General features: G+C 42.1%; 19 protein-coding genes and 2 pseudogenes. 8 read left to right on the top strand and 13 right to left on the bottom strand.

Annotated features, from left to right (window positions below; genetic code table 11):
• Nucleotides 1–87: 87 nt before the first annotated feature.
• From NBX03_RS16255 to NBX03_RS15380, 9 genes and pseudogenes are all read right to left on the bottom strand, one after another.
• A pseudogene (locus NBX03_RS16255) lies at nt 88–1,485 on the bottom strand (VirB4-like conjugal transfer ATPase, CD1110 family); the annotation flags it as partial.
• The gene (locus NBX03_RS15415) at nt 1,427–1,837 is read right to left on the bottom strand and encodes a PrgI family protein (protein WP_250228654.1); all 411 of its coding nucleotides are present in this window, start codon (nt 1,835–1,837) and stop codon (nt 1,427–1,429) included. The gene NBX03_RS15415 and the pseudogene NBX03_RS16255, both read right to left, overlap by 59 nt.
• Nucleotides 1,838–2,134 (bottom strand): DNA gyrase, encoded by a 297-nt coding sequence (locus NBX03_RS15410; RefSeq protein WP_250228653.1) that lies wholly within the window; start codon nt 2,132–2,134, stop codon nt 1,838–1,840.
• A 13-nt stretch (nt 2,135–2,147) separates the two neighbouring features.
• On the bottom strand, nt 2,148–3,017 hold the full coding sequence (locus NBX03_RS15405; RefSeq protein ID WP_250228652.1) for a VirB6/TrbL-like conjugal transfer protein, CD1112 family: 870 nt from the start codon (nt 3,015–3,017) through the stop codon (nt 2,148–2,150).
• Between the two features lie 10 nt (nt 3,018–3,027).
• A complete protein-coding gene (locus NBX03_RS15400; protein ID WP_250230297.1) occupies nt 3,028–3,243 on the bottom strand; it encodes a Maff2 family mobile element protein in 216 nt (71 codons plus the stop codon).
• Between the two features lie 151 nt (nt 3,244–3,394).
• Nucleotides 3,395–4,732 (bottom strand): annotated as a pseudogene (locus NBX03_RS15395) (VirD4-like conjugal transfer protein, CD1115 family); the annotation flags it as partial.
• A gap of 322 nt (nt 4,733–5,054) precedes the next feature.
• Complete coding sequence (locus NBX03_RS15390) at nt 5,055–5,534, bottom strand: hypothetical protein (RefSeq protein WP_330638428.1); 480 nt, start codon at nt 5,532–5,534, stop codon at nt 5,055–5,057.
• Nucleotides 5,531–6,019 carry a PcfB family protein gene (locus NBX03_RS15385; protein WP_250228651.1) on the bottom strand — a complete coding sequence of 163 codons (489 nt, stop codon included), beginning with the start codon at nt 6,017–6,019 and terminating at the stop codon, nt 5,531–5,533. The genes NBX03_RS15390 and NBX03_RS15385 overlap by 4 nt, the downstream gene beginning before the upstream one ends.
• An 18-nt stretch (nt 6,020–6,037) precedes the next feature.
• Nucleotides 6,038–6,928 carry a DUF6017 domain-containing protein gene (locus NBX03_RS15380; protein ID WP_250228650.1) on the bottom strand — a complete coding sequence of 297 codons (891 nt, stop codon included), beginning with the start codon at nt 6,926–6,928 and terminating at the stop codon, nt 6,038–6,040.
• A gap of 109 nt (nt 6,929–7,037) precedes the next feature.
• On the opposite strand from NBX03_RS15380, the gene NBX03_RS15375 reads away from it, so the two are divergent.
• A complete protein-coding gene (locus tag NBX03_RS15375) occupies nt 7,038–7,637 on the top strand; it encodes a restriction endonuclease (protein WP_250228649.1) in 600 nt (199 codons plus the stop codon).
• Between the two features lie 76 nt (nt 7,638–7,713).
• On the opposite strand, the gene NBX03_RS15370 is transcribed toward NBX03_RS15375, so the two are convergent.
• From NBX03_RS15370 to NBX03_RS15360, 3 genes are all read right to left on the bottom strand, one after another.
• Nucleotides 7,714–8,478 (bottom strand): 4Fe-4S double cluster binding domain-containing protein, encoded by a 765-nt coding sequence (locus NBX03_RS15370; RefSeq protein ID WP_250228648.1) that lies wholly within the window; start codon nt 8,476–8,478, stop codon nt 7,714–7,716.
• A gap of 236 nt (nt 8,479–8,714) precedes the next feature.
• A complete protein-coding gene (locus tag NBX03_RS15365) occupies nt 8,715–9,206 on the bottom strand; it encodes a prolyl-tRNA synthetase associated domain-containing protein (protein WP_250228647.1) in 492 nt (163 codons plus the stop codon).
• 20 nt (nt 9,207–9,226) lie between these two features.
• Nucleotides 9,227–9,769, bottom strand: coding sequence for a helix-turn-helix domain-containing protein (locus tag NBX03_RS15360; protein ID WP_250228646.1), 543 nt, complete (start codon nt 9,767–9,769; stop codon nt 9,227–9,229).
• Between the two features lie 683 nt (nt 9,770–10,452).
• Between NBX03_RS15360 and NBX03_RS15355 the strand changes: the two genes are divergently transcribed.
• The 4 genes from NBX03_RS15355 (at nt 10,453) to NBX03_RS15340 (ending at nt 15,576) form a co-directional block, all read left to right on the top strand.
• Nucleotides 10,453–10,869, top strand: a complete 417-nt coding sequence (locus tag NBX03_RS15355; RefSeq protein ID WP_250228645.1) for a GrdX family protein — start codon at nt 10,453–10,455, stop codon at nt 10,867–10,869.
• A 216-nt stretch (nt 10,870–11,085) separates the two neighbouring features.
• Nucleotides 11,086–12,369 (top strand): sarcosine reductase complex component B subunit alpha, encoded by a 1,284-nt coding sequence (gene grdG / locus NBX03_RS15350; RefSeq protein WP_250228644.1) that lies wholly within the window; start codon nt 11,086–11,088, stop codon nt 12,367–12,369.
• A gap of 15 nt (nt 12,370–12,384) precedes the next feature.
• Nucleotides 12,385–13,692 carry a glycine reductase complex selenoprotein B gene (grdB, locus tag NBX03_RS15345; RefSeq protein WP_250228643.1) on the top strand — a complete coding sequence of 436 codons (1,308 nt, stop codon included), beginning with the start codon at nt 12,385–12,387 and terminating at the stop codon, nt 13,690–13,692.
• 720 nt (nt 13,693–14,412) lie between these two features.
• Nucleotides 14,413–15,576 (top strand): YkvI family membrane protein, encoded by a 1,164-nt coding sequence (locus NBX03_RS15340; RefSeq protein WP_250228642.1) that lies wholly within the window; start codon nt 14,413–14,415, stop codon nt 15,574–15,576.
• Between the two features lie 438 nt (nt 15,577–16,014).
• On the opposite strand, the gene NBX03_RS15335 is transcribed toward NBX03_RS15340, so the two are convergent.
• On the bottom strand, nt 16,015–16,518 hold the full coding sequence (locus NBX03_RS15335; protein WP_250228641.1) for a GNAT family N-acetyltransferase: 504 nt from the start codon (nt 16,516–16,518) through the stop codon (nt 16,015–16,017).
• 236 nt (nt 16,519–16,754) lie between these two features.
• On the opposite strand from NBX03_RS15335, the gene NBX03_RS15330 reads away from it, so the two are divergent.
• From NBX03_RS15330 to NBX03_RS15320, 3 genes are all read left to right on the top strand, one after another.
• Entirely contained in the window at nt 16,755–17,921 is a 1,167-nt protein-coding gene (locus tag NBX03_RS15330) for an iron-containing alcohol dehydrogenase (protein WP_250228640.1), read from the top strand.
• 318 nt (nt 17,922–18,239) lie between these two features.
• Nucleotides 18,240–18,689 carry a MarR family winged helix-turn-helix transcriptional regulator gene (locus NBX03_RS15325; protein ID WP_250228639.1) on the top strand — a complete coding sequence of 150 codons (450 nt, stop codon included), beginning with the start codon at nt 18,240–18,242 and terminating at the stop codon, nt 18,687–18,689.
• A gap of 113 nt (nt 18,690–18,802) precedes the next feature.
• Nucleotides 18,803–19,408 (top strand): FMN-dependent NADH-azoreductase, encoded by a 606-nt coding sequence (locus NBX03_RS15320; RefSeq protein WP_250228638.1) that lies wholly within the window; start codon nt 18,803–18,805, stop codon nt 19,406–19,408.
• Nucleotides 19,409–19,528 lie beyond the last annotated feature (120 nt).

Below are 19,528 nucleotides of genomic sequence, written 5' to 3'. Positions count from 1 at the left end.
GATTTCCTCCGCACCGCGTTCAAGCAGTTCAGCAAAAGAAGCCGTCCCGCCCTCCGCAAGCTGGACGCGTACTTCACCACATAAACAGCCCGGCGTTCCCAAGATAAGCCCGTTAGGGTTCTTTAGCAATTTGCGGTCTGCCATAATCATATTGCCAGACAGGGCATTGCGCCCATAGTACAGGGCTTCGCCGCTCTGGAAAAGTTCGCCGGTGGTGAACGGGACGAAAATTGCCGTGCTGGAAGTCGTCAAGCCCCTTTCAATGGGGATTTGGTTCATGCCAAGCGGCAAGCTGCTCATAAGGGCTTTTTCCTGCTGATTGTCCAGCCGATACAGGGCGCAGTTGTGTTTCTGTGCGATACCCGCCGCCGCAAAGACGTTGTTTTCAAGCACTTCCTTTGTGTCGGCAAGGTTTATGACAAGAAACGTCGTCAAAAACATTCTTTCATTCCTGCTCTGCAAGTCGCGCAACAGGTTTTTTGCTTCTCCGCCATAGGTGGCAAGGTCGGACGGTAGAATGTCCATGTCATACCCTGAACGCACGGCCTTTTTCTGCTCATTGATTTTCGCGCTGTCAAGGTCGGTAATCTTGCGCTTTACCATTTTGATAGCTTCGGTCTGGTCTATACTGCGGATATGCAGCGTCACAATCACGCTGCTTTCCAAGTCAAGAAAATCCGCAAGGAGCCGGTCGTTAAGTTCTGGGGCAAGGATTTGCAGGAATGAAGCCGCGCCAATTTTGTTTCCCACGCGGAATATCCGGCTATCGCCAAAGGTAAAGGCAGTTGGGGCGATAAAGTCTTTTGTGGAAAGGCCGGTTTTAGGTAGCCAGCCCCAATCAAAGGAGAAACGCTCCGCGCCGTCCGGGTGGAAAATGTCAAACAGGCTTTTCAGCCGGTCATGCCCGGAAAGGGTAGCGGCTTTTGAGCCTATCGTCTTGAAATGCCCGTGTATGTCGGTTTCGATACGCTCCAAGCGGGCTTTCGCCGCTTGTGGATTGTCGTTCTCTATGGAAAAGGAAAGATATTTGCGCTTGACAAGCTCGTTTGCGCCCTTTTCGCTGTTGTCCCTAAGTATCCCGGCATACTCGCTGCGAACGTCGTCAAGATCATCACCCTGCGGCGGTATGTCTATCACCTTGCGGTAGTCCTCCGGGTTCCCGTACAGGTTGACGAAAGAGAATTGCGCGGAAATGCTGCTGTCAAAGTAGTTGTAGAAGTCGCAAAGGTTTTCAAAGGTGGCGGTCTTATCGTCGTTTCCGGCAAGTTGATAGCTTATGTCGGAAAACTCAATGCTTTTGCTGAAAACCTTATCCGTCACCCGGCAAAGACCGTCCGGGTACATGGCAAGGTAGGGGATAGACTGTTGCGCCGTCCGGGGTTTGCCGTCGCCCTTTGCCCTGCGGATAAGATTGTTAATCTGCCGCTTATCGGCGGCGGTCAGCTTCCGGGTTGCCCCTGCGGGCTGCTTTTTTACCTGTTGCAATCGCTTTTACCTCCTTGTATAGATTTGCTTGCCGCGCTGTGGCGGCGTATAGGTTATCTGTCTGATAGGGGCGCACCTTTGGGCGAACAGATTTTGTTTCGATAATATCCTGCACCACTTTTTCAAGGGGTCGCCCGTGCTTTTCGTACATGGCAAGCAGGAAAAACGGCAACATGACGATAACCATAACCATAGCCGCCGCGCTGGACGCGATAACGCCCCGTAAAACGAAAAACAGCGGCAAGCCTACCGCCGCCGCTGCGCCGAAACATATTAGTTGCCGTTTGGTAAGCCCAAGCGCAAACTTTGTTTTTACTTTGGTAAGGTCTTTTGGAATAGGCACATAGGCCATTTACTTTGATACCTCCTTTTTGACCGCCCAAACCGCAACGCTGCGGCCTGTACGGTCACATATCTTTTTGCCGGTCACTTTGATTTGCCCGGCTGCTTTCAGTTCGGTAAGTCGGGGCGCAGAATAATTGCGCTCGTCTGTCGGAGTAATGCCGCGCTGGTGAAGCTCGGCGGCAACCTCACGCGCCGTAAGCTTCCCACGCTCGGTCAGGATTTCAAGGATAACGCGCCGCCGTGCGGCTGCTTCCTGCTGCGCTGCGCCGTAGCTCTCGCGGCGGGTTTCTTTCGTTATGTCCATACTGCGCCCTCCCTTAATGCGCCCCAAAGATAGATTTTGACAATGAGCCGGTTTTGAACAGGCTGAAACAGAGAATGACGGTATATGCGGCAATGGAAAATATTGCGCTGTGTATGTCGTCCGCAATTATCATGTCATTCACAAGTACGGCATAAATGCCGACGCAAACAAGTATAAAAAATCCTTGAAAGGCCAGCGCAAACAGGCCTTTCAGATAGCCTGTTCCGATTTGTCCCCACTCCCGATTTGTCATAGTGGCAAAGGGGACGGGGGCAACGCTACAATATAGGTAAATCTCAATCATGCGCCCGTACACAATGACGGTAATCAATATCGCCATGATTTTCATACAAAAGCTGATTAACATAGTTTCTACTGTCAAAAGTAGCAGTTCGGGGATTTCCATAGCTTCAAGGCCGCTTCGCATGGCTGCAATGGTCGCGTCAACATTTATGCTTGTGCTGCCGCTTATTACGCCCGCCGCGCCTGATACAATGTGTTGCCCCATATCAAACGCCGCCATTGTAATATCAAAGGTGTGAGTGACGATAAAAACCGCCACCCACGCCTTAAAAAACCACTTAAAAAATAGCCATGTGTCAACGTCGTGCAGATTGTTTCGCTCCGTAACCATACCGATAAGCTCCACGCATAGCACATAGGTAATGATAAGCCCCGCAATCGGGATAATAACCGTTTCAGATAAGGTCTGTATCATACTGAAAATGTTACTGTTCCACGCTTGCGGGGTTGCGCCTACCTCAGCAGCTATCGTGCCTACCTTGTCGTTTACGTCCCCGAACATATTTGACAGATTACCCTCAATCGCGCCAATTAGAAGCTCTTTTATCCATTCGGTAATTGCGTCAAATATGCTCTGCATAGACTACCTCTTAACCGAACAGGCCGGAAAGCTGCGGCACAAGCAACAGGCCAATCAATGCAACACCGCCGCCCGCCATGAGCTGCTTCATGCCCTGTGACTTGCTTGCCGGGTTATCGGAACCATAGCCCTCAAGTAGGTTAATAATGCCCCAAATCCCTAAACCGGCCCCCAAAGCGATAACAAGGGTCTGCAATACGTCAACCGCTGAATTAAAAAATGCCATTATGTTTTCCTCACTTTCAAAATTGTAATAGTGGAGTATCTCATTCCCCGGAAACAAAAAATGCGCCCGCCGTTTATGGGGAATTGCTAAATGGCGGGCGCGGGTATTCAATTTTCGTTCATCACCTCCCTTATAGCAAAACAGTCGCCCATTACTGGACGACTGCGCCGGTGGGGGTATCTGCTCCAACATCCACGACGGTAAAAACGTCGTCCGGCTTGAATACTGCCGGGCTGCGCCGCAAACGGGACAGATACTTTTCAGGGTCAAAGGTATTTTTCTTGTCATGGTCGGACAGGTGTTTGTACTTCGGGTGCTTCGTTATATCGTACTTGTCGCTGTAAAACGGGTACAATCCTTGAAGCTGCAAAATGCACTTGCCGCCCGGCATGACCGCTATTTCTGATAGGCTCATCAACTCCTTTCCTGTTTTTTGGTAGTTCAGGCCGTAGGACTGTGATTGTCCCCGGTTCTCGGAAGTGTTCAGTAAGTCGATTGTTTCCTTGCCTAAAAGTTCCGAAATCTCTTTCAGGGTGGTTTTAGATTTGCCGCCCAGGAAAAGGGTTGTCGAACAGCAATCCATGATGGTATCTGCATCGTCCTTGTAAATCGCCTTTAACTGTGAAAGTGATTGCAAAATAATAGAAGCCGATATTTCACGGCTTCGTATCGTAGCAATCAATTTTTCAAACTTAGGGATTTTGCCGATATTCGCAAACTCGTCTAAAATGCACCGAACATGAACGGGCAGCCGCCCGCCGTATACGTCGTCGGCCTTGTCGCAAAGCTGGTTAAACATCTGCGTATACATCATGGCGGCGACGAAATTAAATGTGTCATCGGTGTCGCTGATGATAACAAAAAGGGCGGTTTTGGTGTCGCCCAACGTATCAAGCTCCAATTCATCATATTCCAGCAAGTCGCGGAGTTCTCGTATGTCAAAGGGTGCAAGCCGCGCTCCGCAACTGATAAGGATTGATTTTGCCGTCTTTCCTGCGGCTAATTTATACTTCGCGTACTGTTTGACAGCAAAATGCTCCGGGTCTTTTTCTGCCAGCCGGTCAAACATAAGGTCAACAGGATTTTTGAAATCCTCGTCGTCCTCGCGGGCTTCGGACGCATTTATCATATCCAAAAGCGCCAAAAAGTTTTTTTCCTCGTCCGGGGCTTCATACCAGATGTAGCCAATAAGGGCGCAGTAGTAGAGCCGTTCGGCCTTTACCCAAAAATCCTCGCCGGACTTCTCGCCCTCGCCTTTGGTGTTGACAATTATCGTATTGACGAGCTTCAAAATGTCCTGTTCCTTGCGGATATACTCAAACGGATTATATCGCATGGATTTTGAAAAATTGATAAGGTTCAGGATTTTTATTTTATGGGTGCGCTGCAAGAGCTTCCCGCACTCCAAAAGCACCGTGCCTTTTGGGTCCGTGCAGACGTAGGACGAATGGGCTTGCATAAGATTTGGCTTAACATAGAAACGGGTTTTCTATTTGTGATTGCCGGACGGCTTTTTATCCGTCCCTCCGGGGCTTTCGCCCATTTTCAGCGGTATGTTACTTCATACCCGGTATAGCATATCTTTTCGCCCTATCCGTCAGGACAGGCCGACAGGCGGCGCGGCCTCGTGGGGCTGTTATATTCTGATAAACAGGTTCAAGCCCTATGCGTTGCGCGTAGATACCGTTTTGCGGGTAGCCTTTCGCTCTGGTTAGGAATGTGAAACCCTCCCAGTTTTTTGCCGCGCTGATAATCTCAACCTACTTGTCGGCTTCGGTTAAGACGGCAAAACCCGCAAATCCATTCACATATTAAGGATAAGCAGGTGTATATTTACCTGTGCCGCTTCCCCCGATAACAAGGGTATTTTTGTTCTTTGCGTCCTTTGCGTTCGGGTGTCTGCCGTTCAGGGAGTGCCATTCTGTTTTGGTAAGCAGGATATTGTTATCAAAAACCGGGTCAGCAAAGGGTTTCCAGTCCTGCGCCGTTCCCCAACGTGCGCTGCCGTACTCAACGCCTTTGCGGTATTTCTTCGCGTTTGACCGCTTCACTTGCAGCGCAAGGGCGATAAGTGCCGCGCCCACAATGCCGACAAGCATATCCTGAACATGGAAGCTCGGCAAGGGCATTTCAAAGGCTGCGGAAAAGCCGCCGCCGATATTCAGGATTTTGCCGCTTAAATCTGCGCCTTGCGCTAGCCGGAACGCTTGACCGGCCTTATCGAACAGATAGAAAAACAGGACAAAGGGCAAAGCCTTGATAATCAGCTTTTTTGCGTCGATATTCTTCATAGCTCAATCCCCTTATCCTTATTTTTCGTAACGGCGCGTTGCGCGTTCATGGCCGCCGCCTTTTCCTTGAAGTCGGATAGCACCTTGCGGATAGACGGTTTTTCGGCTTGTTTGACGAGCTTCTTTGTGTACTGGTTGAAAGCATGGGTCATAGCGTCCGCGTCGCGGCCTTTGAAAAACAAAAGGTATTCACCCTTGCCGGTTTTTACCGGCGAAAAGTCAATACCGGCTTTTTTCATTTCCCGGTTAATCTGCCGCAAGTTCGGGTCTTTTAGCTCCATACTGGAAAGCCCGGTATTTTGGGCTGATAACTCCTTTAGGCTCTGCTTGCCGTGTACGACGGTAGGTAGCTGCTGGCCGTTTTTCTTTAGCTCGGTTAGCTGTGCAAGCAGCTTATCAAGGGCTTTTTTGATTTCCTCGGCGGTTAGCTTGCCGATTTTTGCCCCAAGCTGTAAGCTCTCGCGGTTGACTTCCTCATGTAACAAAGCGTCCTCCTTTCCCGGCTATTCGCCCCAATGCGCCATATCGTGAGCGACAAGGGCGGTGTAATAGCTGTCCATTGTGGACGGCGCATTGAACAGCACCGCCAACAGGTATTTTTTGATATTGTGGATTTTGGTTGTGTTCTCTTTCATGCAATCAAAAACAAATTGAATGTGGCTGCTGTCCAGCTTCATAAACTTCGCTTTCACAACCTCGGCGGGATACTCGTCACCGGCGACGCGGATTGTCTTTCTCGCCGTGCAGACGGTTTCAAGTATCAAGGTTACGATTTCGTCCAGCCGGTCAACGTCGATATGCTTATCCTGCGCTAAAATGTCATACTCGATATTGTCCTTTATGATTTCCTCATAAATCTTGTATGCGTCGTTCGCTTCAATTCCTTTCCGTTCCGGCGGCTCTGCCGCCATGCCCTCACAAGGCAAGGGGTTAGGGGAATGGATAGGAATGGAATGGGTACTTGATAAATCCGTATTTGATTTTTCTGTAATAGATAGTTCTTTATTTAATTGCGTTGGAAAATCCGACAACGGGTTTTCCGTCGTCGGATTACCCGGTGTTGGATTTTCCAATATCGGATAATCCAATTCCGGCGACGGCTGTGGCTGCTCGTATATGGTGTACTCAATGGCGGTCATTTTGCCTTTACCGTCCCGGCCTTGTTGCCGGGTGATATATCCTGCCTTTTCAAGCTCCCAAACTGCGGTACGGATAGCGTCGATACTTTCCCGGTTAATATGGGATAGGCCAGCAAGGGTATAGTCCCATGCTTCGGGCAAGGACAGCATTTGCGACAACAGCCCTTTTGCTTTCAGGGTCAAGCCCCGATTGCGTAGGTGGTGGTTGCTCATTATGGTATAGCCCTTGTTTTTCTCTACCCGGAATACTGCCATAGCGTAAACCTCCTTTCTCTCTAAAAAAGGGCATAAAAAACGCCGTAGATTTTCTAAACCTACGGCGCACCCTCCCTTTTGAGAGGTTATTTGGGGGAATTATTGTCTATTGACTACCCGTAAACCATTGATTTTACTGGGTTTTCTGAAAAAGTGCTGTATCGCCACTCGTACCATTCATTATAAGCTTAATGAAGCAAAGGCAGAGGCGATTTATTCCTATGAGATTATAAAAGGCTATGAGTTTGACGATAAGGTAATCTTTGAAGCAGACACCATTGACGAGGAAATGCTTAAAAAAGAGAAAAAGGTATACGAAACAAAAGAGTCCGAAGGCCGCGGCATTTATCAGTATTACAAAGCGGACTCTGAAGGGGAATATGATTTTGCAAAGAGCTTAGATGAAGACCCCAATGTAGTACTTTTTACGAAAATAAAAAAGGGCGGCTTTGTCATTGATACTCCCTATGGAAACTATTCTCCTGACTGGGCAATTGTCTATAAAGAAGGGGAAGGAGATACGAAGCTTTATTTTATAACAGAAACTAAATTTGAAAAAGAGTGGAAAGACTTAACCGATGTTGAAAAGCTTAAAATTAAATGCGGAACCCTTCATTTTAAGGCTGTATCGGAAGCAACAAAAGATAGGGTTTGCTTTAACTGGGCCAATAGCTATGAGAATTTTAAGGAAAAAATAGGGATAGAGTAGCCGGCGCAGTTAACAAAGATAATTTGTTTATTAAGCATAAAGAGCACCTGAATAATTATTCGGGTGCTCTTTAATTTTACGCTATGTATGCAAAGGGACAGATGCTGATACATTTACCGCAAATATCGGCACTCTTTAAAGGGACGGATTTCTTTAAGCCCTCTTCGTTTTTATTTAATTCCTTTTGACAGGCGAATTTGTCAAAGGAGCCGTCTCCTGCAAGAGCCTTCACAGGGCATATTTTAAAGCATAGCCCGCAGGATTTATTTTTCACATATAAGCATTTATTCTCCGTGAGCTTATTGTCCGCTTTTAAAGGGGCGGAGGTAATTACGGTGCAGAACCGTCCGGCAGACCCTTTTTCTGTTATTAACAGCCTGTTTGCGGCAAAATTACCTAAGCCTGCGATGGATGCGGCGCTTCTATGGGACCATAAGGATTTTAAATCTTTCGGGTCATAAGTATGGGTAGGCCTTATGGCTTTAGCCTGATATCCCAGGCCGATTAAATAATTTGATACGGCATCATTAATAATATTAAAATGCTTATTAATTTCCTGGTAGGCTTCTCCCCATAAAGGAGAGCCTTCTCTTATTTTCTTTGGTTCTGATGCCGCGTCTTTTGTAAAAGGTACAAAATAGCTGATTATGCTTTCAGCCTCCGGCAATAGCTCTTTCGGGGTTAAATGCCACTCACCGATGATATTCTTTAATTCTTTATACCGCTTATCATCAGCAGAAGAAAAAGAAACAAGAGGACTGCGGTATAAATCAGGTCGGTTTAAAATAAGAAGCTGTTCTGTAATAATATCTTCTATTGTTTTTTCAAGTGTTTTATCCAAAATAGATCCTCCTTTACATATACTCGAATCAACATGAAACTATAGTATTGTGAATTTACTTTTCTTTTATTTTAAGCCGTTTAAATCTAAATATTCACTTCGGAATAAAAGCAAATTCACTATATAAGGCAGCTGTTTTTCAAAAGAACTTCAGATTTTATATTAAAAAATAAGAGCATGCTTTAAAACCTATATTTATAGGCTCTTAAACATACTCCAAAAAATTATCTGTTAAATTATGAAAGCTTTAAGAAGTTTACCTTATGGTTGGTGCTTTGGATTAATTTAATTAAGTCGCTGCAATCTATAAAGACGGTTGCTGTATTGTCATTTGGGTGTACGCCTAACATATTGCAGGAACGAAGCGCTTCGTCTATATAAAATTCCACGGCACTTTCTGAATCGTTTAATAATCCAAGAGGGCTTACAGCACCCTTTGTAACACCTAAATACTTTGATAAACGCTCATCGGAGGCAAAGGAAAGCTTAGTGCTTCCGAATTTTTCTCCTAAGGATTTTAAATCAATAGACCGATCGTGGTGCGTAGCTAATAGAAAATGGCGCTTTCCCTTTGCGTCCCGGAGGAATAAATTTTTTGCCACGGTGCAGCCTTCAGGAAAATCAAGCTTTTTCATTTCCTCTATTGTGAAAACAGCCTCATGCTCTATAGCGTTATAGGGTACTTTCATTTCTGAGAGCTTATCATATACCAATTGCTTTTGTTCCACAAAAATTAAATCTCCTTTTGCTAATCTGCTTCCGGTACATAAATCCAATATACAGTACAGACGCCTTCGCCGACCTTTTTATATTTGTGGACGGAATGAGCCTTGATATATATAAAATCCCCGGGAAGCAATACGTAATTCTCTTCGTCAATTGTGACTACCAAGGAACCTTCAGCCACAATGCCCAGCTCATCATCATGATGGCCCCATGACATTTCCTCTTTATAATTATCTGCCTGAATTGTCATACTAATAATTTTTACTATAGAGGAACGGTCGAATATTAGGTTATATACAATGCCTGAGCCGGTAGTAAATAGTTCCGGGCGTTCTTTTTTCTTCAAAACCACAGGAAGCTCTTCCTGCTTATCAAGCAAAAAGGCAGCCATTGTTATTTGAAGAGCCTCACATATTTTCTGTAAATTGGCAAGCGTAGGGCTCGTAAGATTATTTTCAAGCTTACTCAGGTACGCCGCAGATAAATCCGTGCTGTCAGCCAATTGCTTTAAAGTCATTTGCTTTTTCTTTCTGATTTCTTTTAAAGAATCTCCAATATAAATCATTTTGCCATTCCCTTATAATTTGATATTAATAAATTTTGTAATTTAAGTATATCAAAATTAAAACAAACTTTCCATATAAATTAAGGAATTGGCTACTGGTATAAGCTATAGGGGAGAGTAAGAAAAAAAGCAATAACTTATTAAAAACCTGTTATTTCTACTTCAATGCCGCTTATTTCTTCTTAAGCATAGGGATATATAACCCAATAAGGACATGCCTTACACATACATGCAATTACAGAGAGCTTTCAATTAATACATAGTTTTTATCTGTGTATTAATTTTTTATGCATATAAATAATTTAATGTATATAAATTAAAATGAGTATATCATAAATAAATAGAATTTAAATACATATTTATAAAATTTATTGCTTTTGTTAAATTGAATAGAAGAATGAACAATTTATAGTAAAATGCCACATTAATTTAAATAAATTCAGGTGGTTTGTTATAAGTATTACCTTTATCGTAAGTTTGGATTTTAGAATAATATATATAATTTTACGTTTTTGAAGTGTTTTATCAATACAGATTGTATTTTTACCATTGTGTGATATACTGATTTATAGTTGATTATTGTAAATATTTATTTCTAAATATGAAATATATAAAATAAGTTTATAATAAGAAAGAATTTTATGAAAATGTTTATAAATACAATTTGAAATGGGGATAAGTTATTGATAAGCCCAAATAATCAATATAAACCAATGTTAATTACCAATAATCCGTCCTGTGCAGAGCATTTTGACAAAAAATGCATCGGTGTTTTTGATAATCAATGGAGCTATGGTGAGGTTTTGGAGAAGGTGCGGGAAAAGATTTATAAGGGCTATTGCCTTTTGACCCACCCTATGGCTGGGAGCATGAAGCCAAATCAAACGCCGTATAAATCAGTGCTTTTAGCGGAGCATTCTTCTTTTGAAGGCGATTTTAACAGCTTGGAGGTGATAGAGCGGGCTATTGATGCTTATAATAAATTTCAAAAGCAGCGGCCCACCCCAAACTGGTCGGAAAAAATTAAAAAGGATTTCGGCGCCATTGATGTATCACTGATCCAGGGCGCTTTTGAAAGAACAGGGTTTAGAATTCTCTAAATAATGTAAGATTGATGAAATTAAAATCCCATCAATCTTATGAAACTATTCGTACAAATTTGCAGAAAAATACTGCAATGCGTACATCTAAAGATGTACTTAAAGTTCTCTACTCATAACGTGAAAAGTCCTCTGGGCTTTCCCTCGATAAACAAAGGGGTTCAACAAAGTCGAATTCACGTTAAATATTATAATAACAAATAGGAGGTGTCTGTTATGCGCTTAGAATTAGGGAAAATATTTATAAGTGATGTGCAATTCGGAGAAAAAACACATGTTGAAAATGGAATTCTATATGTAGACAGCGAAGAAATCAGAAAAACAGTGTTGGAAGATGAGCGGATTATTGACGTAAAGGTAGAATTGGCTCGTCCCGGCGAAAGCATAAGGATAACACCCGTAAAGGACTGTATTGAGCCGAGAGTGAAAGTGGAAGGCGGCGAAATGTTTCCGGGGGTTATCGGAAAGGTCAATAAAGTAGGAAGCGGACGTACTTACGCCCTTGAAGGCGCCTGCGTTGTTACTGTTGGTAAAATTGTAGGATTCCAAGAAGGAATCATTGATATGAGCGGCCCTACAGCCTGCTATACGCCTTTTTCAAAGACACAGAATATCTGTGTTGTTTTGGAGCCTGCGGAAGGTTTAGAAACGCATGCTTATGAAGAAGCATGCCGACTTGCAGGATTAAAAGTAGCCGCCAAAATAGGCGAATGTGCCCGTGCCCTTACGCCGGACGAAATTATCGTATATGAGACATTGCCTTTATTAAAGCAAATAGAGCAGTATCCGGACCTTCCGAAGATTGGATATATCCATATGCTTCAAAGCCAAGGCCTTTTACATGATACATATTATTACGGAACAGATGCAAAGCAGCTCCTGCCTACCTTTATGTACCCCACTGAAATCATGGACGGTGCAATCATCAGCGGTAACTGTGTTGCCCCCTGTGACAAGGTTACAACTTACCACCATCTTTATAATCCGGTTATTGAAGACTTATATAAAAGGCATGGCAAGGATTTAAACTTTATCGGCGTTATCTTAACGAACGAAAATGTTTATTTGGCAGATAAGATTCGTTCTTCCGATATGGTCGCCAAGCTTACAGAATTTTTAGGTCTTGACGGCGTTTTAATCAGTGAGGAAGGCTACGGAAATCCCGATACCGACTTGATGATGAACTGCCAGAAGGTGACTCAGGCAGGAACAAAAGTTGTACTTATAACCGATGAATTCCCAGGCGGAGACGGAAAGTCCTATTCTCTTGCCGACGGCGTTCCAGAAGCCGAGCATATCGTATCCTGCGGAAACGGAAACGTTGTTGTTCATTTTCCGCCTATGGACCGTATAATAGGAATGCTTGATTATGTAGAAATGCAGATCGGCGGCTTTTCAGGAAGCCTTAAAGAAGACGGCAGCATAGACGCAGAACTTCAGATTATTATTGCATCGACCATTGCCAACGGATTCAATCATCTTGCAGCGCGGGGTTATTAGGAAGGGGGAGTCATTATGAAAAAACGTGTAGTACATTATATAAATAACTTCTTTGCCGGAATCGGCGGAGAGGAAATGGCGCATATTCCGCCTGAAAAAAGAGAAGGCGTTGTAGGCCCCGGTATGGCTTTACAGGCGGCCTTCGGTGACGACGTAGAAATCGTTGCAACACTTATCTGCGGAGACAACTATTTCGGAGAAAATACAGAGCAGGCTGTAGGTCAGCTGCTTTCATGGGTAAAAGAAGCAAACGCGGATATTTTTATCGCAGGCCCTGCATTTAACGCAGGACGCTATGGATTTGCCTGCGGAAGCATTGTAAAGGCCGTTCAGGATAATTTAGGCATTCCTGCTTTTACAGCCATGTATGAAGAAAATCCCGGTGTGGATGCCTTTAGAAAGGATATGTATATCCTTAAAACAAATAATTCTGCAACGGGTATGCGTAAAGCAGTTCCTTCTATGATAAAATTTGCAAAGAAGCTTTTAAATAATGAGGAAATCTTAGGCCCTTCGGAAGAAGATTATTTTGAAAGAGGCATCAGGGTAAATTATTTCCATGAAAAACGCGGCAGCGAACGTGCCGTGGAAATGCTTCTTCAAAAGGTCGCAGGAAATAACCCTGTGACGGAATATCCGCTTCCTAAAATAGATAGAGTAGAGCCTGTTTCTCCGGTAACGGATATGGCCCATACAAAAATTGCCATTGTTACCTCAGGGGGTATTGTTCCTGTGGGTAATCCCGACCATATTGAGTCTTCCTCTGCAAGCAAATACGGCATATACAGCATAGCCGGCATGGAGCGCATGAGTAAAGACGATTTTACAAGCGTTCACGGCGGTTATGACAGGCAATTCGTTCTTGAAGACCCGAATCTTGTAGTGCCTCTTGATGCTTTAAGAGAGCTTGAAAAAGAAAATGTAATTGGTGAATTAGCCGACTATTTCATGACCACAACAGGAACCGGAACATCAACAGGCAATGCCAAAAGATTCGGAGAAGATATTGCGAAAAAGCTTTTGGAAGATAAAGTTGGCGCAGTTATTCTCACCTCCACCTGAGGCACCTGTACTCGTTGCGGCGCAACGATTGTTAAAGAAATTGAAAGAGCAGGAATCCCTGTTGTACACATTGCCACAGTTACGCCTATATCAAAAACCATCGGCGCAAACAGAATTATTCCCGGTATCGGTATACCCCATCCCTTAGGCGACCCAAAATTATCTGACGAAAATCAGTATAAGCTTCGTAAAAACTTGGTTCTCAAGGCCCTTGAAGCTTTACAGACGCCTATTACCGAGCAGACTATTTTTGCATCATAAAACCTTAGAATTTATTTATACCTACAGGCTGTTTAACCGGCAGATTTAATCTTTCTTAAAAGGTAGCATGCTTTCCGTAAAACCTGTATCTGAACCCAAATGCACTGATACAAGAGTATAAAGGAAATGAACCATGTAGGTATAGATATTAAATAGTTGCTAAACTCCCTGAAATATGCTTTAAACCTTCTAAAGCGGTTCTAACCCATAGGCTTCAAAGCATATTGTATAGTGAACAAACAAGCTTTCAGTTTACTCACTATAAGGAGATGCTCACTTAAAAAACTATTTGCAAGCATGGGCTTATATCATTTTTTAAGTTCACCTTGTATAAATACATCTCTTATATAATAAAAAAATATTAGGCAGCTACTTCGCCTCGTACACGAAGTTCAGCTGCTTAATATCTTTAAACATCAGCTTGATTATATCAAAATAGTTAACTTAACGTGAGGTCGGCGGAGCCGACCCCCTTGCCCGGCAAGGGAAAAGCCGAAGGATTTTCTACATTTATTGTTAAAAGTTCAACGGAATTAAAATTCCGTTGAACTTACATTAACTTAATAACACAGGATTCATTTAATTTTTCGCAAATTTCTGCAAGTTTATTATGCTATAAATAATGAAAACAGGTTGTTGGATATAGGCTTCATTATAAGGCATATCAGCGTAAGGGAACTAATTTTTTGTCACTATATAATCAGAAAGGATGGGTTTATCATGAGTGGGAATAAAGATAAGGTTAATATTTTAAGAGTTATTATCATGGGCGGCGCCTTTATAGGCTTGCTGATTGGTTCCGGCTTTACTACAGGGCAGGAGATCATGCAGTACTTTGTTTCGTATAAATTTGCGGGCATTACAAGTATTATTGTAATGTTTTGCTTATTTGTTTATGTCGGCATCAGCTTTAGTGCAGTGGGATATGAGCAGCAATTTGAAGAGCCTAAAAATATATATCGATATTACTGCGGAAAGGTAGTAGGTACGTTTTTCGATTATTTTTCCGTTATTTTCCTTTATATGTCCTTCTGGGTTATGACGGCAGGGGCAGGAGCAGCTTTAAACCAGCAGTTCGGACTTCCTAATTGGATGGGCGGCGTTATTCTGGGCGGTGCTACTTTGATTACGCTTTATTTTGGATTTAACCGTCTTGTTGATATTATGGGTTCCATTGGGCCTGTGGTTTCTATTTTAGCAATTCTTCTCGGTATTGCCGGAATTATGATGAACCCCGGCGGTTTCTCCGCATTTCCTGATAAGGTTGCGCCATTAGTTGAAAGCGGCACTGTTATGCAGGCCGGAAGCAATTGGTTTATGGCATGTGCTTCTTATGTAGGCTTCTGTATGATGTGGCTCGCAGTATTTATGACAAATCTCGGAAAAACAGCAAACAGCAAAAAAGAAGCTTATTCCGGCGCAATTTTTGGTGCGTTCTTATTCTCTTTGGCAGTTTTATTATTAATGTTTGGTTTGGCCTCCAATTTAGATGAAGTAGCAGGGGCACAGATACCTACATTAATACTTGCCGAAAAAATTAATCCTGCATTGGCAGTAGTCTTCACACTCATTGTTTTCACAGAAATTTATACAACTGCCGCTCCGCTCCTTTGGGCGCCGATACAAAGATTTGCCCCGGACGAAAAAAGCAGCCGTTACCGTGTATTATTAGTAGTTATGGGCGTAATCGGTATTTTCGTAGGCTTGGTGATTCCTTTTGACAGATTAATTAACGTTATATACGTTATTAATGGATATGTGGGCTTTTTACTTCTTTTTATGATGATTGTTACAGACTTTAGAACAAAGGTTTTGAAGAACTATACTCCTAAAGTGGTTATTGAACTTAAGAAAAAAGCAAGAAGCTCAAGAAATGCAGGGTAGTATTAATAAAAGTAAAGCTTTACATAGGTTTGAATTTGGATTATTATGATGAATTTTGGCATGGAAAATATTTAGTGTCCAAACCTCCCCTTAAAACAAAAGAACAGCCCTAAACTCATGTTTAGGGCTGTTCTTTACTGCTGTAAAATAGAAAAATTTCTTTAAAAAAGCCTTAAAGGATTAATTCGGAATACAGTAAATTTATCAGAAAGAAGTAGCAAACCCGATTCACTAGAGATTTTAAAATAGGGGTTTCCGCTTGAAACTGTACGTTTTTGAGTTTATATATAGTAAGTTTGCTTTTCTTCAGCAGTAAATAACAGGTTCCAATAAGGCATAAAATCAAGGAAAAGCAAATTTACGAAGCTACTGTTTTACTTTTATTCGAGTATAAATATCCGGTTTTGCTACCGTTTAATTTATAAATTTATTTTAACTTTAAAATATTTTCTCATAGGCAAAGGAGATTCTTTCATTATTATTAAAGCGAATGGTACCGCAGAAGGCATAGCCGTTTTTAAGAAGAATATGCTGCATGATTTTATTATCGCTTCCCGTATCAATTTTAATGCTATGGATACCTCTTTCTCTGCATAAGTTTTCTGCAAGATTGAATAGGATGCCGGATAGATTTTCCCCTTTATAATTACTATCAATGGCCATTCTGTGAATAACAGCATAGGGCTTATCACTGAGCCATTGGCCCTGCAATTCGTCGTAAATCTGCTCTTTTGCAAAGGAAATACAGGCATAGCCGGCGATATTTTGGCCGTCGATTAATACATAGCCGTCGCCGGCTTTAATATCGTCTTTAATGTGGCAGGCATCGGGGTATCCGTCGTTCCACTGGTCAACCCCTTGTGCCTTTAAAAAATCTTTTGCCTGTAAAATGATGTCCATGATTTTATTTATGTCGCTTTCTGTGGATACTCTGTAGTTCACAATGAGACCTCCTGAAATGGAATTTATCTCGCAAATTTTATCATATCTGAAGAAGATGGGCAATGCATTTGCAGGGGTCTATTTCTTTCGATATTTGGCTTATTATTTCTAAAATAACTATTGGAATAAATGCCCTGTTCGGTTTATAATGAAAGGGGGCATTCTTTAACCGGCCCTTGAACGGCTATAGACGTTGTACGCTAAAGAGGATTAAAATCAGAGGGAGGTAATTTAAAATGAACGGCTTTACTTATGATATTCCCGTAAAAGTTTACTTCGGAGAAAATAAGCTTTGTCACCTTGGCGAAGAGCTTCGCAAATACGGCAAAAGGGTTCTTTTGACCTATGGCGGCGGCTCTATAAAAAAATCAGGGTTATATGATAGGATTATAGAGGAAATTGAAAAGGCTGGCCTTACAGTATTCGAACTTTCCGGAATAGAGCCCAACCCCCGTATCGATTCTGTAAGAGAAGGCGGCGCCCTTTGCAAAAGGGAAAATATAGATGTGCTTTTGGCAGTTGGCGGCGGCTCTACCATAGATTGCACTAAATTTATAGGGGCTGCGGCTTATTATGACGGAGACCCTTGGGATTTCTTCGATAAAAGGGTTCCTGTGCCTAATTGCCTTCCGATTGTAACGGTGCTCACGCTTTCTGCCACAGGCTCTGAAATGGACGCAGGGGGCGTTATAAGCAATCTGGAAACCAATGATAAAATAGGCAGGTCTGATCCTTTAATGCTTCCGAAGGTATCCTTCCTCGACCCTACGATTACCTATTCCGTAAACCCTTATCAGACAGCCTGCGGCGCAGCCGACATACTTTCTCATATAATGGAGGTTTATTTTAATACGGAGAAGAATTTATACATGCTCGACTGTTTTATGGAAGGCTTAATGAAGACCGTTATTAAATATGCGCCCGTAGCTATAAAAGAGCCTGATAATTATGAAGCAAGAGCAAACATTATGTGGGCTTCCTCCTGGGCCATAAATGGATTCATCAAGGGGGGAACAAGCCTTGCATGGAGCTGCCACCCTATGGAGCATCAGCTTTCAGCTTATTATGATATTACCCATGGTCTTGGTCTTGCTATTCTTACGCCAAGATGGCTGGAATACACCCTTGATGAAAATACGGTGTCCAGATTGTATCAGTTCGGGGTTAATGTATTTGATATAGATAAAAGCCTTCCGCCGATGGAAGCGGCTGAAAAGAGCATTGAAATGCTTTCGGAATTCTTCTTTAAGACCCTTGGCCTTCAAAGTACATTAACAGAAATCGGCATTGACGATAAATATTTTGAAATTATGGCAAAGAAAGCCTGCGGCGGCGATGTTATTCCTGGATTTAAGCCCCTTAACCAGCAGGACGTAGAAAATATTTATAAGCTCTGCCTGTAAGAAATGAATTAATAAATTAAAAGTCAAATAATAAAAAGACGGAAAGAGCATGATTAAATACTTTTCCGTCTTTTTTGTTATGAAAGAAAGGGAATAGCAAATTTATTATGGAGAAGTAGCAAAAGCCTATCCCCGCAGGCTCAAAAACGCGGATTTTCCGGAAACAGTACATTTTTGAGCCTGTGTGGATATACAGCTTTGCTGCAGATTACCTTTAAATTTATTATAATAGCCATAAGACAGATACGAAAAAGATTGATAAAAATTTAACTTGATTTTATTACTAATTAGTAGTAAAATAAAATCATGGATAAAAAAATGATTTACGGCGAAGATAACACCTTAAATTTAAATCTTATGATAGCCTTTGGAAGGACCCTTCAGGCCCTTCACAAAAGATCTTCTGAAATATTCAAATCAGGGGGTTTAACAACCTCTCAATTTGCCGTTTTAGAGGCCCTTTATCACAAAGGCTCTATGACAGTAAATGAGCTTACGAAGTCGGTTCTTTCCACCTCAGGCAATATGACAGTTGTAATAAATAATCTTATAAAATCGGCTCTTGTAACCCGCTCAATAAATCCAGAGGACGGAAGGTCTTATTTAATATCGATTACGGAAAAGGGAAGTGAGTATATAAAGGAGATATTTCCCAACCATATGAAGGACCTTCAGGAACATTTTAAGCCCTTATCCCAAGAAGAGAAGGAGCAGTTAATTCGTATTATGAAAAAAATCAGAGATGCAAATATCTCTTTATACAGATAATACCAATTGGCAGCACACAAATAAAAATTTATATTTTATTTAATTTTGAAGAAGATATAGGATATAAGATAAATTTTAAAACCCCAAATATACTATTTAAAGGAGCATTCATTATGTCAAAAGTATTATATATTAAAGCAAACGCAAAGCCGGAGGGAAAGTCCAGAACGTTTAAAGTTTCAGATAATTTCGTTGAAAAATATAAGAAGGCCCACCCGGAAGATGAAATAACGACCCTTAATCTTTATAAAGAAAATATTGATTTTCTGCCTATGGGAGAGCTTGACCTTATTCTCCGCCCTGATATGGGAAGAGACAGAAACCACCCTATATTAAAATATACTTATCAGTTTCTTGAGGCAGATAAAATAATTATAGCCGCTCCCTTCTGGAATTTAGGCTTCCCGGCGATTTTAAAGGCATACCTTGACTATATAACCATAAACGGCATTACCTTTAAATATACAGAGGAAGGCCCTGTAGGCTTATGCTCAGGGAAAAAGGCAATCCATTTTGTTGCCAGAGGCGGAAATTATTCCACAGAGCCATATTCAAGCTTTGAAATGGGAGACAGATATTTAAGAACCCTTCTTGGCTTTATGGGTATTCAAGACTTTACAACCATTGCGGCAGAAGGTCTTGACGTCGTGGGAAATGATGAAAACGCAATTGTAAACGACGCTATCCAAAGGGCAGAAGCCTTGGTGGACAAATTTTAATAAAGGATATGCAGAACATCCTTAACCCCTGATTTTATTTAGAAATGGCTATAAGACCCTATAAATAAGAACTATATGAGAAATTTACGATATCGATTTTTATAAAGGGGTAATTTTGGA

This window comes from Anaeropeptidivorans aminofermentans (assembly GCF_940670685.1).
GTDB classification, from domain to species: domain Bacteria; phylum Bacillota; class Clostridia; order Lachnospirales; family UBA5962; genus Anaeropeptidivorans; species Anaeropeptidivorans aminofermentans.
Note: the sequence above shows the minus strand (reverse complement) of the source record. Positions and strands in the feature narration are given on the sequence as shown.